This window comes from Sphingopyxis indica, from assembly GCF_032879645.1.
In the GTDB taxonomy this organism is placed as follows: Bacteria; Pseudomonadota; Alphaproteobacteria; order Sphingomonadales; family Sphingomonadaceae; genus Sphingopyxis; species Sphingopyxis indica.
The window spans coordinates 2,031,197-2,045,973 of the sequence record NZ_CP076394.1 but is presented as its reverse complement, the minus strand read 5'-3'; the positions used below and the strand labels follow the sequence as shown (position 1 = coordinate 2,045,973).

General features: G+C 61.5%; 13 protein-coding genes. 4 read left to right on the top strand and 9 right to left on the bottom strand.

The genetic code is table 11. The features are described from left to right. The first annotated feature begins 471 nt into the window (after positions 1-471). Positions 472-1,743, top strand: coding sequence for a tyrosine-type recombinase/integrase (locus KNJ79_RS09680; protein ID WP_317153779.1), 1,272 nt, complete (start codon positions 472-474; stop codon positions 1,741-1,743). After that, a complete protein-coding gene (locus tag KNJ79_RS09675) occupies positions 1,736-2,029 on the top strand; it encodes a DNA-binding protein (protein WP_317153778.1) in 294 nt (97 codons plus the stop codon). The genes KNJ79_RS09680 and KNJ79_RS09675 overlap by 8 nt, the downstream gene beginning before the upstream one ends. A gap of 506 nt (positions 2,030-2,535) precedes the next feature. On the opposite strand, the gene mobF is transcribed toward KNJ79_RS09675, so the two are convergent. The 3 genes from mobF to KNJ79_RS09660 are packed head-to-tail and all read right to left on the bottom strand — an operon-like array spanning position 2,536 to position 7,852. Further along, positions 2,536-5,511, bottom strand: a complete 2,976-nt coding sequence (gene mobF / locus KNJ79_RS09670) for a MobF family relaxase (protein WP_317153777.1) — start codon at positions 5,509-5,511, stop codon at positions 2,536-2,538. Further along, the gene (locus KNJ79_RS09665; protein WP_317153776.1) at positions 5,508-7,553 is read right to left on the bottom strand and encodes a type IV secretion system DNA-binding domain-containing protein; all 2,046 of its coding nucleotides are present in this window, start codon (positions 7,551-7,553) and stop codon (positions 5,508-5,510) included. The genes mobF and KNJ79_RS09665 overlap by 4 nt, the downstream gene beginning before the upstream one ends. Further along, positions 7,550-7,852, bottom strand: a complete 303-nt coding sequence (locus tag KNJ79_RS09660; protein WP_025291971.1) for a hypothetical protein — start codon at positions 7,850-7,852, stop codon at positions 7,550-7,552. The genes KNJ79_RS09665 and KNJ79_RS09660 overlap by 4 nt, the downstream gene beginning before the upstream one ends. A 467-nt stretch (positions 7,853-8,319) precedes the next feature. Here KNJ79_RS09660 and KNJ79_RS09655 point away from each other — a divergent pair, with 467 nt between their 5' ends. After that, complete coding sequence (locus KNJ79_RS09655) at positions 8,320-8,646, top strand: hypothetical protein (RefSeq protein WP_317153775.1); 327 nt, start codon at positions 8,320-8,322, stop codon at positions 8,644-8,646. Between the two features lie 148 nt (positions 8,647-8,794). Here KNJ79_RS09655 and KNJ79_RS09650 read toward each other — a convergent pair whose 3' ends face one another. The 5 genes from KNJ79_RS09650 to KNJ79_RS09630 all read right to left on the bottom strand — a co-directional run bounded on the left by KNJ79_RS09650 (position 8,795) and on the right by KNJ79_RS09630 (position 12,688). Beyond that, a complete protein-coding gene (locus KNJ79_RS09650; protein WP_317153774.1) occupies positions 8,795-9,808 on the bottom strand; it encodes a DUF2493 domain-containing protein in 1,014 nt (337 codons plus the stop codon). An 81-nt stretch (positions 9,809-9,889) separates the two neighbouring features. Beyond that, positions 9,890-10,381: a DUF736 domain-containing protein gene (locus KNJ79_RS09645; protein ID WP_317153773.1), complete on the bottom strand. Its 492-nt coding sequence runs from the start codon at positions 10,379-10,381 to the stop codon at positions 9,890-9,892. Between the two features lie 814 nt (positions 10,382-11,195). After that, positions 11,196-11,717, bottom strand: a complete 522-nt coding sequence (locus KNJ79_RS09640; protein ID WP_317153772.1) for a hypothetical protein — start codon at positions 11,715-11,717, stop codon at positions 11,196-11,198. Between the two features lie 27 nt (positions 11,718-11,744). Continuing rightward, the gene (locus KNJ79_RS09635) at positions 11,745-12,101 is read right to left on the bottom strand and encodes a DUF4238 domain-containing protein (protein WP_317153771.1); all 357 of its coding nucleotides are present in this window, start codon (positions 12,099-12,101) and stop codon (positions 11,745-11,747) included. Then, positions 12,098-12,688, bottom strand: a complete 591-nt coding sequence (locus KNJ79_RS09630; RefSeq protein WP_317153900.1) for a hypothetical protein — start codon at positions 12,686-12,688, stop codon at positions 12,098-12,100. Before KNJ79_RS09630 ends, KNJ79_RS09635 begins: the two co-directional genes overlap by 4 nt. A 59-nt stretch (positions 12,689-12,747) precedes the next feature. Here KNJ79_RS09630 and KNJ79_RS09625 point away from each other — a divergent pair, with 59 nt between their 5' ends. Further along, a complete protein-coding gene (locus KNJ79_RS09625; protein ID WP_317153770.1) occupies positions 12,748-13,422 on the top strand; it encodes a hypothetical protein in 675 nt (224 codons plus the stop codon). Positions 13,423-13,573: 151 nt separating this feature from the next. Here the strand turns inward: KNJ79_RS09625 and KNJ79_RS09620 are convergent, their stop codons facing one another. Continuing rightward, a complete protein-coding gene (locus KNJ79_RS09620; protein ID WP_317153769.1) occupies positions 13,574-14,773 on the bottom strand; it encodes a hypothetical protein in 1,200 nt (399 codons plus the stop codon). Positions 14,774-14,777 lie beyond the last annotated feature (4 nt).

Below are 14,777 nucleotides of genomic sequence, written 5' to 3'. Positions count from 1 at the left end.
GAGAATGATTGTCCTTTTCGGGCCCTACCTACGCACGCGCGAGGGTGGCGCCATCGCCGCGTGCGTCAACTGAAAATTTCGATCGCGCCGACAACGGCCGGACGATCGCCGCATCGAAGGGGATGGCGGCGGCAACGCCGAACGACCAGGGGGCGCCGCACCGCCGATCGCACCAGCCCGAAAGTCGCGGCGAACCGTTCGACCAACCGAAAAGTGATGAAATAACAAATTCTTGAGCGGCGATGGTGCCCCTGGCCGGACTCGAACCAGCACTCCTTGCGGAACTCGATTTTGAGTTTCCGAATCGGTGCTACGACGCTCTACGCCAGGACGCGCTGGAGTTGGAATAGTCTCTCTATATCAGACACTTATCTGACATTATGCTTGTCCCGGCTTCGACCAAATACGACCTGCTTCGCTTTCCCGTGGCTCCTATGTGGCACTTGGAAAAAGGGCAGTCCGGAGACCGAAATGCCCACGCTCAAACTCACCAAGACCGCCATCGAAAGCGCCCGATCGGAAAAATCAGACTATGAGCTTCGCGACAGCGTCGTTCCAGGCTTCCTATGCAAGGTTACGCCCAGTGGGCGCAAGGTCTTCATGCTGTCCTATCGCACGATCGGCGGCAATCGACGCAAGCCAGCAATCGGTCAGTTCGGCGAACTGACGGTCGAGCAGGCCCGCGCGCTCGCTCAGGAATGGCAAGCGAGTGTCCGCGCCGGCGGCGACCCCTCGCTCAATAAGACTCGCGCCCGGACCAACCCGACAATCAGGGAATTCTGCGAGCAGTTCATCGAGCAGCATTCCATCCCGCATAACAAGCCGAGCACCGTGGAGCGAAACCGGCAGAACATCAGGAAACACATCATTCCCGTGTTGGGTAAGATCAAGGTCGCCGATCTTACCCGCCCGGACGTGGCTGCCTTGATGCTGCAACTCGCCCACACACCAGGCGCGGCCAACACGACCTTGGCTTGCCTCAAGAAGATGTTCAACTGCGCGGAGCTATGGGGTTATCGTACCGATGGCACGAACCCCTGCAGGCTGATCCCTCGCTACCCGGAGCGCAAGAAGACCCGGCTGATCAAGAACCGCGAGCTGGAAAAGCTGTTCGCCTATCTCGATCGAGCGGACGCTGAAGGGTTGGAGCATCCGTCCTTCACCTTCGGGATCCGGCTTCAGTTCGCCTTTGCCGCGCGCATGTCCGAAATCATCACCTTGCGGTGGGACTGGATCGATCTCGACGAGCGCAGAGTCGTCTGGCCCGACAGCAAGACCGGCGGGATTTCAAAACCGTTGACCGAAGAAGCGCTCGAGTTGCTGGCCCAAGTGCCGCGCCGCGAGGGATCGCCATTCGTGTGCCCGGCTATCCACCGTCCTGACCGATATCTGAGCAAACACAGCTATTGGTCGGCCTGGAAGCGGATCGTCGAGTCGGCCGGTCTCACGCACGTCGGGACCCATGGCATCCGTCATCGCGCGGCAACCGATATCGCGAACTCGGGCGTTCCACTCCGCGTCGGGATGGCGCTGACTGCCCACAAGACCGTCACCTCGTTCATGCGGTATGTTCACATCGAAGACGATCAGGTGCGGCTTGCCGCCGAAAAAGTCTCAAGACGTCGAGCCTCAATCGTCGCTGGAGGCGCTCCTTCCAAGCCGCCCACCATCGATCTGGATGAACTCGTGGCTGGTGGCATGACGGACGCACTGGTTACATCGGGGGCGACTTATCATGGCTGATGGCATCGATCGTCGCTATCTGACGTCGGATCAGCTTCACGGCGCGATCCACCTCAACAATGTCAAACCGCTTCGTCTCGTAACGCCCGCACTCGCGGCCAAATATCTGACCATCACACCCCACTCCCTGGCCTGCTATCGGAACCTTGGCGGAGGCCCTGCCTATTACAAGTTCGGCCGATGGATCCGGTACTCAATCGAAGATCTCGACGAATGGGTCAACCTCCAACGGCAGCCAGGTGGTTCGATGCCGAGGAAAGTGCGGTCGGCTCAGAAAGCGCGGTGACGCGCTTTCAGTCGAAAGCCGCCTTCCCGTATCGCGCTCGAAGCTTGGTCGCTACTGAATCAATATATCCGCGCTGACGCCATGCCGTGGGGCTATGGTACACGCCCACCGCCCTCCAGTAATCCCGCGTGAGCGTAAGTCCGGTGAGGAATATCCATCGCGCGGCCTGCACGTTGAAGCATGGATCGTTGATCAGCCAAGCCCGAACTTGCCCTTCAGGACGTCGGGTGAGCACTGCCAGTTTGGGCACCCAGTAGCTGTTGACCTGGAGCGGTCCGAGGTCGTGGCTACCGTTGCTGTTTGGCACCTCGGCTCCGATCCATCCAGCTTCCTTGTCGCGTAAGCCCCAGAGCGTCTTTTCGAGCCATGCCCGGCCACCCGCAGCCTGTCGGATACATAGGCCCAGACGGGCTTCATGGGCCTGCGATGGTTTCGCCATCGCTGGCGCTGGTTGACCAGATACTGCCAGAGTCGTCAGACCCACCAATGCCACGAGACGCACGCGGTTAGTGATCATGGCCGCCCCCATGTTCCTGGGAGGGGGCGTGAGCGGGTTCAGCCGTAGGCTGAGGAGTGGACCCAGCGGAACGTCCACCTTCCCGGTCATCGCCTCGATCCGCACTTCGGTCGAGCAGAGAAACTATCCAACGATCCAGAAAGGATGCTGCGGACTGCGCTCGGTCTGCGATGCGCTCGGCGAACCCCTCCGGCCGAGATATCTCAATCGGTTCACCTTGTGCTGCAAAGCGATCCTTGAGGGTTTCGCGATTGGCGCGCTGCTCGTTGCGAAGCCGGTCCCAGCGCTCACCGTGGCGGGCAGTTCGGCCCCTGACGCTGTCCCGCTCGATCCGTCCCAGACCTTGCAGCGAAGAGGTCTTCTCTCCCGAACGCTGTTTCAGCTTATCGACCAGGCGCTTCCGATCCTCGGTCCAGAGCTTCGCCCCGAATTTCGCGCGAGTGATGGCGGTGTAATAGTTCTGGCCGGTGACCAATGGCGAGTTCACCGGCGCAAGGACATAGACCCGATCGTAGGTCTTGGACTGCGCAGAATAGACGGTTTCGCCATAGCCATGGTCCCAGTTCTTGTGCCGAGAGAGATCGATCTCCTGAAGCCGCTCGTCGCGATCCCAGCGAATGGTCGCGAGCGAACCGTCAAGGCGCTCCACGGTCCCACGCTCAGCATTTTTGAGGTCCAGGTCTTTGTTGACGAGACGCCACTGAATACGGTCGCCCGCGGCAAGATCCCGTTGCTCTTCGCGAAACACATTGATCTGGGATGCCCGTCCCAAGCGCGGGTCCCACTGGATCGTTCTGCCATGCTCATCCACCAGATTGACGGTCTGCCGCCCGCGACTGTCCCGCCCGATCCCGATCACCTTGTATTCGGCGTCCCGGGCGATCCCGAGGCCCACGTTGTCGCGAGAGAACACCACAACCTGACCACGGGAGTAGAAACGCGCGAAATGCTTCTCCTGATCGGTCATTCCCGACGGGAAGAGTATCGAGAGCCGGGCCTCCTCCGCCGCAAGCGCGCCCTCGGTCTTGAGAGCCTCGCGGACCTTGGTGTTGACGATCAAGCGGGTCGCGTTTTCCAGAACGAGCATGTTGGTCTTGGCACGTTGCTCCGGGCTCAACCTCGTCCAATCCGCAACCATTGCGACCGCAAGTTTTTCGCTGCTCTCTCCGCTAATGACAGCTTCAAGCGCCTTGAGGGAACCATCATAGTTCTGAAGCCGTGCCAGCCGGACGGCCTGCGTGATCCCGTCGTCCTGCTGGCGAATCGGATCCTTCAACTCGGCCTTGGGCATCCCCAGGCGCATCATCAGCCAGAACGGCTTTCCCTGCTCGATTGCCCCCGTCTGCCGGGTGTCGCCGAGCAGGATGAGGCGGGCGCCGGTCATCCGACTAATCTCGAGGAGCCGGATGGCTTGGCGGTTGCCGAGCTGACCTGCCTCGTCAACCACAAGGACATGATTCTCATCGAGCCTAGCACCTCCGGTGGCGAGCAAGCTGGCCACGGTGCGGGACTCGATTTTCGCCTTCTGGCCTAGTTCACCGGCGGCCGACGAGGTTGGCGCCAGCGCAATCAGGGTGTTGGTCTTCCCCACTGCTTCACGCAACGCCCCGATGATGGTCGATTTGCCGGAGCCGGCAACGCCATGCACCGCGACAACCCGGTGGTCTGTCGTCCCGATGTGGAGAAGGGCCGTTCTCTGCTCGGGCTTGAGATTGTGGGCAATACCGGCGTCGCGGAGGGCTTCGACTGAAACCAGTGGCCGCGCGTCATTGAGGGCCAGCGCCAGATGATCCGACAAGGCCATTTCCAGGCGGGCCGTTTTCCGTGTCGTCCGGCCGCGCGTATGGATTTCGTCGCCAGTACGATGTCGTGTTTCCAGAAGCTTCGCACGCGCCTCGTGGTCCTCGATAACGGGGCGTATGTCAGAGAGGCGAACCTCACCCACATGCGAGGCTAAAGCCGTCTGCAACAACCGTCCGAGGTTATTGACCGCTTCCTTGCCTTCCGATTGGCGCAGGCCAAACAGCATCGCCCGCGCGGCGACCTCGGGCTCGACCTCGATCCTTCGCTCTCCGGACTTTTCGGCGCTTTCGCGCGTCTCCTTTACCGCCTCGGTATGTTGGCCCAAACGCCCGTCCCACCGCTGATGCAGGTCATTAAGAGTCATTTTCTGCTTCGGGCCGCGGGTGACGTAGAAGGCCTGCTGGCGCGCCGCCTGCCCCATCAGACCATGTTCCTTCGCGTGAGCCTCGATCTGCTCGGCTCGCTGGGACATCTCGACGATCAGGCCCTTCGGAACACCCTTGATTTCAAAGAGACCGCGTCGAGGATCGAACTCGACCTCATAGCCAAGCTCCTTGAGAAGGTGCGCCAGCTCGTTCCGATAGACCTGTCCTGCGGCCATCTGTTCCGCGAACATGGCGCGCGTCTCCAGGCTGACCTTCTTTTCGCCGTCACGCTCATCGGTGATGTTCATGACCACGACATGGGTGTGAAGATGCGGGTCGAGCTCGCGTGAAGCATGCTCGGTGAAGCGGGCGTAGATGAGCCGCCCCGTCGTCTTCTCGACAACCTCTCGATCGACGCGATGCCGCATTGTGGCGTGTTCTTCGAGGTAGGAAAGCGCCACCCCGACTGCCTTCTCATGGGCCTGTATGATTCGATCATCACCTGCCACCAGCGCCATGATCGAGACCGATTTCGGAGCATTGACCGCGAAATCCCAACCAGGGTGGTGCTGGATATTTCCATCCTTGCGGCGGCGGCCCAATTGTTGATCACCAACCTTGCCGGCGAGAAGCTCCTTGAAAACGCCGGGATCGACCTTCCCTTCAAGGCCGAGTTCAGCGGCCACCTTACCACCCCATTCGGAATGCTCATCGGCGCCTTTGGTGTAATAGTCACCGACAGTATAATAGCGGGCGATGTTCGCGGGTTTTCCCTTGAGGCGGATGGGATTGATCATGCCGGCCTCGCAGCGTTGCGGGCACCGTCATGCCGACCATGCTGGCTGAGACGGAACCCAGCGGGCTTGCCGAATAGTTCGAGCGGAGGCGAAGCGGGGCCCCGTTCATCGGTTCCATTCGGATGCGCCGGTGGCGTCGATCCTGCACTTGGGGCGCCGCCCGATGGTTCCGTCTCTTCCGGCGGCGGACGAAGCGGCAGCTCGGCCTCTTGCACCTTTGGCTCGGGCCGGCGTCGTTTCGGTGCTCCTGGCTTTGGCCTGGCCGGTGAAGCCGACGCTACCGAAGGTGGGGACGTCGGTGGGACTGCGCCGCCTATCCGAACGGGCGGCGCTCCGCGCTCCTCGAACGCATCCGCGACGGAGGCAACCTTGTTGTAGCTGTCCTCGAAACGGACCACCGGCAGGCTGCGTCCGAAGCGCAGATAGCCAATGAGATTTGGAAGGTTGGTGACCTCGGTGTGCATTACCAAAGGTCGCGTCACCTGCATGCGCGAAAGATTCACGCCATCTCGCATGTCGTTCACGCCGTAGGACATGCCCTCATTGGCTTCGACCTGCTCAACTTGGCCGAGGTTCTCGCTGACATGCTTCGCGGTCGGGGTGTCGTTGGCTCGCAATGCCACCCAGGTTGAGCAGTAGCCTGTGATCGCGGCTGCATCCTGGATGCCGTAGGTCGCTTCCAATTGTGGGTAGCTCTGAAAGCCGAGAATGCCGCAGCCACCATATTTGCGGGCGCGGGCAAGGAAATCACCGAGCGAGGGCAGGCGCTGGAGCGTCGGCAACTCGTCGATCACGCAATAGAGGCGCCGATTGCGATCGGCGGTCATGCTCATGATCGCGCTGATCGCGATGTCGAGCCATACCGTGATAAGAGGACGCAGCGACGGAAGCTGATCCGCCTTCACCGTGATGAAGAGCCAACTGTCGTCCCTCTCGTTGGCGACCCAATCGCGAATCGAAAAACCGTCGGTGGTATCGTCGAGATAGGAGAAGCTGCGCATGACGGAGGCGAGTTCCGCCTGGATGCCGGCGCTGGTGCGTTCCCCTTCCGTCGAGATGAACGCAGCCGCATCAGTGCCAGCGGCAAAGGCAGCGAGATCCTTCAATTTGGAACGCAGCAACGTGTCGAGCAGGATCGACACAAGGGTACGTTCCTGGCGCGCGAGCTTCCGAAGGACGGCAACCAGCGTACCGCGCGCGGCCTTGGCCCAGAACGGATCCCCGGCTTTGTCCGGGATCGTGGACTCGGCGATCTGATCGTAATGATAGTCGCGAGGAACATCGACCCAGGGCGACCAGCAATCCGCGCGGGCATCCAGAGGATTGAGCAGAACGTCGATCCCCGGCCGGTAGAATTTTTCCACGAAGGTGCCGGCGGTGTCATAGACGATAGCACGGCGCTTCCGCTTTCTGATGCCGTCCAGCATCTTGACGATGATGTTGGTCTTGCCGGTTCCGGGCGCGCCGCAAATGAGGATATGTTCCGGTTCGAAGGCATCTGGCACATTGACGCCACCGACTTCGAAGCTGCCCTTAGCATAGCGCCAGAGAGCCCGGCGGACCTGACGCACAGTCCCGAACCGAGCCCCGCGTAGGAACTGGTTGGAGCCCAGCCCCCTCCCTGTTCGGGTGAAATAGAACCAGGCCCACCCCAACATGGCGAGGGCGAAGAGACCGGCGAGCAGCGCCCCATGAAGAAGGTAGGTTTCGAAGGCGGCGAGCGTCTTGTGCGCGATACCGGAGCCGATGAGTCCTTTAGGGGTGGTCCAGTATTGCTTACCCGCCGGGGTCTTGAACAGGATCGGTGTCGCGTTGCCCGGCAGCGCGTCACCCATGAAATAGGCCTGCGTAATCTTCAGAATCACGAAGCGTTCGTATTCGGATGACTTCTCGAGCGCGTACCAGATGATGCCGCCGATCCAGATCACCAGTCCCGCGAGGAAGGTCTGGTAGAACACCTGCGTGGTCATGCGGACATTGTGGACGATGGCCTGGCCTCCCCGGGTCCAGGAGCCCAGCGTATCGTGGCGGAAGATGCTCATGGGCGATCCTGCTCGGGATCGAGCAGCCCCCTTTCGCGGAGAAGCCGACGGGCTTCGCCCAGTCCCTTCTGGAGGATATCCGGCGACCGTTCGCCGACCGATGTGGCGAGGATCGCGAAGGCCTGGATGACCGTCGCGTGGAGTTCGTCGAACCGGGCGTGATAGCCTGAAGGATCGGAGCCTTCGAAGCGTTCGAGGATGTCGCGACAGTAGGTCGCGGCGCCAAGACCTGCATTGCGCGCCTGGACAGAAAGGCGCGCATAGAGGTCATCATCTATGCGGATTGTGATGCGTGCCAAGCGGCGGACTCCTTGTCCGGCACGCCAGCAACGTGGTGAAGCAAGGGCTTTATAGCCGATTTACGCCGTGATCTCAACAATTTATCGAAACTGCCGGTGGCAGCCACTAAGTGCCAAGGCAGATCAACCGCTTAAGTGCGGCACAGCCAGTGGCTGGCTGCCGGCGGCAGCCGTTCAGTGCCAGATCGACAGCCATCCTGTGCCCGGCAAAAATGGCGGAAATCCGGGCGATTCATCCCCGCAGCACCCGTGCGTGGGGTGCATTACACTCGCCTCCGGCGTGCGTCCCTCCTCCGCAGCGCGCTTGCCCGCTGCGCCCGTCGATTCTCGTCGGCGGGGAGGCTCCCCAGCCGAGTGCCTGTGGTGGAGCGATGTTGTTCCCGATGCAGGGAAGGCATTGCATGGCGATGGTCCTTGATGGATAGTCGGTGCTGGCGGGCAGACCTCCTTGAGCAAGGAGTCTAAGAATGCCCAAGATGACGGAACGCGAACGGTTGGCGAAGATCGAGGCCGACCAGCACAATCTCGCGCGGGAAGCCGAAACGGTGCGGCGTGGATTGCGCGCGCATTATGGGAAACTGGTGACGGAATTGCCGGTCGAACGGTTGAGCGAGCGAGAGTTTCGCGATGTGATCGGCCAAGCGATCCGGGTTGGCGGAAGCGCTGCGATTTCCGCGCTAAAGGGGCTGACGGCACCGGGCGTCCAGGCGGAAGCGTCTCCCGGTGGGTCTCGCAAGCGCGCGGTTGTTGCCCCGGCTGGCGGGGATGACGCCTCAACGGCTGTTCATCCTTAGCGGAAAGGGGAGCGACGTTGGCGGGCGGCACGCCGGCAAAAGGAGCGGTGCGGGGAAAACCGTTCGGGTTTCCCCCGCTCGTGCCAAAGGCACGACAAGGGGCCGGGAGCGGTTTCCCGCCCCGGCCCTTCTCTTGGTGGCTTCCCGATCAGGCAGCTATGACGCGGCGCTTCTTCTTGATCGGCACATCGGGCGCCTGATCTGCCCGCATGAAAACATGGGTCGGGACACGGTGTCCCTGTTGCGGGTTGAACAGGTCATAGAGGCTCGACTGGATGCCGGAGCCTTCGCACAAGAGCGCTTCCACCGGCATAAGCTCGGCGATGTTGCGATTGCGCTTGAATGCTTTTCCGTTGCCGCGCCCATAGAGACCGAAGGCGATGCAGATAACGCCTCGCTGTGCGGCCCATGCGGCGGCGGCTGCATCCACTCCGGCGCGTTGCCCGGTGGTGACAAGCACCATATGGGGAATGCGCGCCCTGATCTGGTCGAGCCGATTCCAGATGATGCGCCAATCGTGCCAGTCCTGCGGGCCGGAAACGACGACGACGGGGCCTTGCGGGTCGTATCGGTCGCGCCGCCGTTCGGACCTTGCGCGCAGGAAGTCGAGCGCCGAAATCTGGCTGGCGGTGGTGACATGGGACGCGCGCGAACCCTTGGCGGGCGACCATGGGCGACCGGCATAGGCGCGATACATTGCCGCCGCATAGTCGCGCATGGCTTCCATGGCGGCGCGCTGTTCCGCGACCGACTGGCACTCAAGCTGGGTGTCCTCCAGTTCCTTGTTGAACACCTCGCCCGGCTCCAGACGGCGGGCCATGTCGCGGATGGTATCGGCCAGCCTGTCCTCGCGGCCTTCCAGCTTGTTCGCCACGAAATGGAAGCTGTTGACGAAACCCCATGCGAGTTCGGGGGCGAGCGGGTCCAGTCGGGTATCGCCTAGCAGGTCGAAAATGGCGGCGATGATGCCACCGCATTCCGCCTGCGCCGCGATGGGATCGGGCATGAGAAATTCGCCCGGTTCCTCGTCCGGTTCGATGATGGTGAGGGGTAAGGGATCGCCGAAGGATGCCACGAAATCGGGTGTGGCGGTGAGTTCGGCATAGAGTTCCGGCAGGTCGGCAAAGCTGCTAACGCTGCGCAAGGCCGTTGGCTTGCTCATGGGCTGATTCCTTGTGACGGGATGACGGTTCAGGGCCGGGGAAGCGTTCCAGCGCTCCCCCGGTCCGTCTGTTCGTGCCGCTTAGAAGGGCACCTCATCGTCTAGGCTTCGACCGCCGCCGGTATAGCCGCCGTCCGGTCCTGCGGTGCTGCCGCCGGAGAAGCCGCCGCCCGACCGTCCGCCGAAACCGCCCGACCGCTGGCCGCTGCCCGACCGTCCACCAAAGCCGCCGCCTTGGCTGTCGCGCTCGCGTTCGCGCCGCCACTGGACATCAAAGCCGTTCGTCTCGTCCCCGAAAAGAGCGATGGGAAGCGGCTCGCGGAAGCTCGGATCGTCCACCATGCCGGACAGGAACACCTCGTCATTGGACTTCATGCGGCGTTCCCAGACCACCCCGATCTGGATTTCGTCGCCCGCGCGGTTCGTCTCGTAAATCTCATAGACGGGGGCGCTGTCGCTCTGTCGATCCTCGACGCGGCGCATGATAAGGTAAGGAAAGCGCATCTCACGAGTGGCGATCTTGCCGATAATATCGCTCGCGCGTTCGTCGAATTTGAAGCTACCGATCTTCATGACTCCATCCTTTCTCTGTGCTGTGGCCCGTTTCTCTTTCCCGGCCACATCAGAACCCTACTCCCTCCCCTCCATTACTTCTATGTCATTGATTACTTGACAGAAATCCATCGTACCTGGTGAGCCCGAGCATCGAACGGCCGCGTCAGCGGCCCACAAATAACGAAGACGCACCGGCCGCTTGCGGCCGGTTCTGCTTGAATGGAAAGGGAGCGTGGGCCGGCTGACAAGTCATCGCACCCGGAGCCGCCCTCGCAGGTCCGAAGGCGCAGGGCGGGGCTCTTGTCCGCAAGAAGCACGGGAGGGGCTCTAGCGAAGCTTGGCGAAAAGGGGCCGGCGCTTCTGTTGAAAACAGACAAATATCGCCGGCCCCTTTTCGCCTAGCGTAGCTTTGTCCCGACGCAATTCTTGCGGACGAAACCCGTCCTGCAACGCACGGATCCTGCGAGGGCGGCGAAGGGGGTGATGGCTTGTCTGCTGGCTCCACGATCCGCATCGCGCGACTAGCGCGATTCCTTAGGCGAAGCCTGCATTGCGGTGGTCGTGCCGCTCATCCTGACGCCTCGGGATGAACGCCTCTCCTGCCCCGTGCCCCTGCGGAAGGGATCGTTACCCCGTCAGGGGCCAAGACCCGCAGGGGGCTTGGTCGGAGCGAAGCGGAGATAGAGCCCGGTGCCCGCCTTAGCGGGCATCCGCCCGACCTCGGTATGCCGATCCTGTCGTCAATCGCCCGGCGTGCGATCCCGAAATGCCCGGCCTTCACGCCAAACCGGCGGCGGACCCTACTGCAATGTGCTGGATCCCAGGTGCCGGATCATTGCCCCGTGACAAGCTTGCGCCACCGGGCACCGTGGGTCGTAGACCGCTCGAAACCATAGCCAGCCCATACAAGATCGTCATCGAGATAGGGATCGTCGGCGAGGAGGTAGCGGACCGTCATGCTGTTGCCGTGCTGGACCAGATAGTGCTGGTTGATCATGCGGGCGGCGTCTGCCGGCATGGGCAAATTGCTGAAGCCGGGCGGACCACCGGCGACGATGAAGGCGCCGCAATATCGATCGAGCGTGAGCCACCAGGTTCGCAGGTCGGTGAAGAAGGCACCGAAGATGGATTGATGACCCGGCGCAGAGATCATCAGCGTCGGGTTGGTTGAGGTTCGCAAAGGGATCGGCGAATGGCAGACCATGACGTTGATGGCGTCGGCGTCCTCGGGAATATTCGTGTCCATGGCGCCCTCTCGGAAGAGGGCATGGGCATTGTCGGCGGATGCCGTGATCCATGCGTGCATCTCGCGATCCTCCTCGGTCAGGTCGCCGTCGAGGGCAGCACCCGCCAAGCGGGCGGACTCAGCCTCGATGAAGCGCTAGGTCTCAATGTTGCGACGTTGGAGATGACGGGCAAACCCATAAATCGGGACCTTGTCGGCCTCGGCGAGGTTCGTGCAGGCACCTTTGGCGATCTTCTTCCATGTCGGACTGTTGGAGAAGGGCGTCTCGATCATATGGTTGATCGGGCCTTCGATAGAGGCGGCCGCGCCGTCTTCGACATAGTCGTGGAGGGCGTCCTCATAGCCGATGCGATCGATGGATTTACGGTCGATCGCGAGGATATTGCCATGACGTTCGACCACGCGAACCTTGTTCGCATCGTCCGGGCAGGCAAAGCGACGGAGATAGAATTGCGGCACATAATGGTGCCGCTTGGGCCGGCCGGCGGTCACTGAGGCGCGCTATCGGCAGTGCCCACTGTCCTGACCGATGCGGCCTGTGCGTCGATATCGAAACCGTCGATCGAGAGGCGGACGATCATGTTAATGAAGGATTTGGCCTCCGCAATCACCGCCTCGGCCTCATCCTTGTTGCTGAAGGAACCTTGGTGGACGACGGCATTGCGGACGGTGTTGATCTTGCCCGCCGAGCTGATCAGGGCGCGTGCGGTTGGGCTTGTCCTGGGGGTCGCAAAGAAAACGGGGACGAACAGGCGCTCGACCTTCAGCGGGAGACCATTTGCCCATCGGAGGAACTGGTCGACGATGGCGGCATCGAACTGGGTCTTTTTGCCCCACTCGGTGCGTACCGCATAGTTGGCGGCGATTTCCGCAGCCGTGGCGCAGCGCACGATCGCCGCGGATGGTTCATCGCGCCAATGAAACCCCGACAATTTGGTCCATTGTGACTGGAGCTTTTCAAGGTCGGTGCGCTCATTATAGGGCTTTCTTGAAGATTGGCGGTGAGCATCGCCTTTGGCTCTTGTCACGCATTCCCCCTGCGTCATTGATGGTGTCCATCTGTATCGCATCGACACCATCACAGCGAGGCTGTGATGACTTGCAAGGAAGCGAGAAAGCTTCACACTTCGGGGGGCACATGGAACCGCGCGAGGGGATACCGAGAATGTCGACGGTGGAGCAGTTACCAAGGATCTTTCAGGCCAATCTCGGCCGGTTCTTCGAACGCGTGATCCTCCCCGTGATGGAGAACCTGCCGTCCCATGCCGTGCTGGAGACCGGAGAGGCAGATAGCCTTGACCAGTTTCTCGATCGGGCCGCTGCGCAGGTCGACAATTATACTGCAAATGAGGCGGCCAAGGCGTTTGTCCTTACCCTCGCCGGTTTGTTCGAGCGACAAATGAGCCGCTGGGCGCGCGCGACGCAGGATGCGGGGATTGCCGACATGGGCAGGCTCACCGGCTTTGAACCATTGCTCGGCGGCTGTGCCGAACAGGCCGGTATCGATCTTGCGGTTGATGGTCTCGGGGAGGCGCTGACGCAGATGTTCGTGGTCGCCAATGTCGTGCGCCATGGAGAGGGGCGGTCTTGCGAAAGGCTGCGCGCGATCGCCCCGGACCTTTGGGATGAACACGCCGTCGATTATCACGATCTCCTCCCCGGAACGCCGGTGGCAAGCGAGCATGTCCGTATTCGGGAGGCGGACCTTGGTCGCTATATCTGGGCTACCACGAAGTTCTGGGGCCTGGCCGATCCCCTGCCCCTGGCGGTGACGAACCCGCCTTATGCGCAGTATCTCAGTCGTCTAATTTGAGAGATGGCGCGTCCCCAGTCTGACCGCATTCGTGGTAGAGATTGGGGATAAGCCGTCATTCTTGGTTCGGCATCGAATGTCGGCTTGCGGAATAAACAGACATGCGGCCGTTGCCCTGGGCATCCTTCTGCCTTCGCGCCCTTCTGGCGGCTCAGGCTGGAAGCGTATCCCGGAACTGCCGGACAAGCTGTGCCGCTTCATCTCGGCTGAAATGCATGCGCAGCGCGTGCGAGCTCGATACCTCGATGCGCGGTTTGGCGACGGCGGCATCCAGCAACTTGGGAGACGCGATCCGGTGCGTCGTGCCCTTATCAAAGAGCGTGTGCTGGTCGATGTGATCGAGATAGAGTTCGACGTCGAGATCGAATTGCCGTCCGTACAGCTTGGGCCGCAGGAGTTGCCAATCCGGATCATAGGCCTCGTCGAGCATTTCCAACTGATGCAAATCGTCCAGTAGCTCTTCAGGTGACGCGACGATCTGGACGGCTGTCCACAACAGATGGTAGAGCTTCGCGATCCCGACGGTCACTGAGACATTCGAGTTATCGGCGCGCGCCCTGACCTCGTGATAATAAACGCCTGCCCCGATTGAGCCGTGATCGCCGAAGGCGCTGATCTCATTGCGCGCGACCGTCATCAGTTCCGGGCAGGACAGGCACCAGATGCCACTGACGGCCGGCCCCTGGTCTTCGGTGAACAGCGTATCGACGAAGAGCAACGTGGCGCGCCCGCCGCGCTGAAGCTGCTCCAGTTTCAAGCGATATGGGCGCTCCAGCTTCTCACCCTGGAGATCCACGACAAGGATGTAGTGACATTGCGTGAGGCCTTCGGCCTCGAAGGCGTCGATGATCTCTGTAATCGCCCGGCCCGAGACGACGGTGTCGAGAAAGACGAATTTCTGGGAGCGGACATTGTCCTCATGCCCCACCTTGAACCCGACGCGGCAGATATTGTCCCGGGTGAAGGCGAAAAAGCGGTAATGCGGATCCTCGAGGTCGCCGCGGATGATGGCGGCGAGGACCTTGGCCCAGAAGGTGCGAACCTGCCTGGAAGAGATATCCTCCATCTCGTCGCAGCTGTCGGCGGTGAACGGGAGATAGAGTTCCGCGCTCAAAGGGCTGGTTAAATACTGGCTCATGAGCTGGCGGTGGTGCCGACCCCGGGTCGCTGCCTTGACCACGGCATGGAAATAGGAATTGGCAGCCTGCTCGATCGGAGCGGCGCCGCGGCTCGGTATGATCGCGTAGCGATACCCCTCCCGTCCCAGGCGAAGTGACGTCCGCGCGACCTGCACGCAGGCTTCGGCATAGGAGTAGATCGTTTTCGGCGTGATTACGTCGGAGAGTGCCATCAGT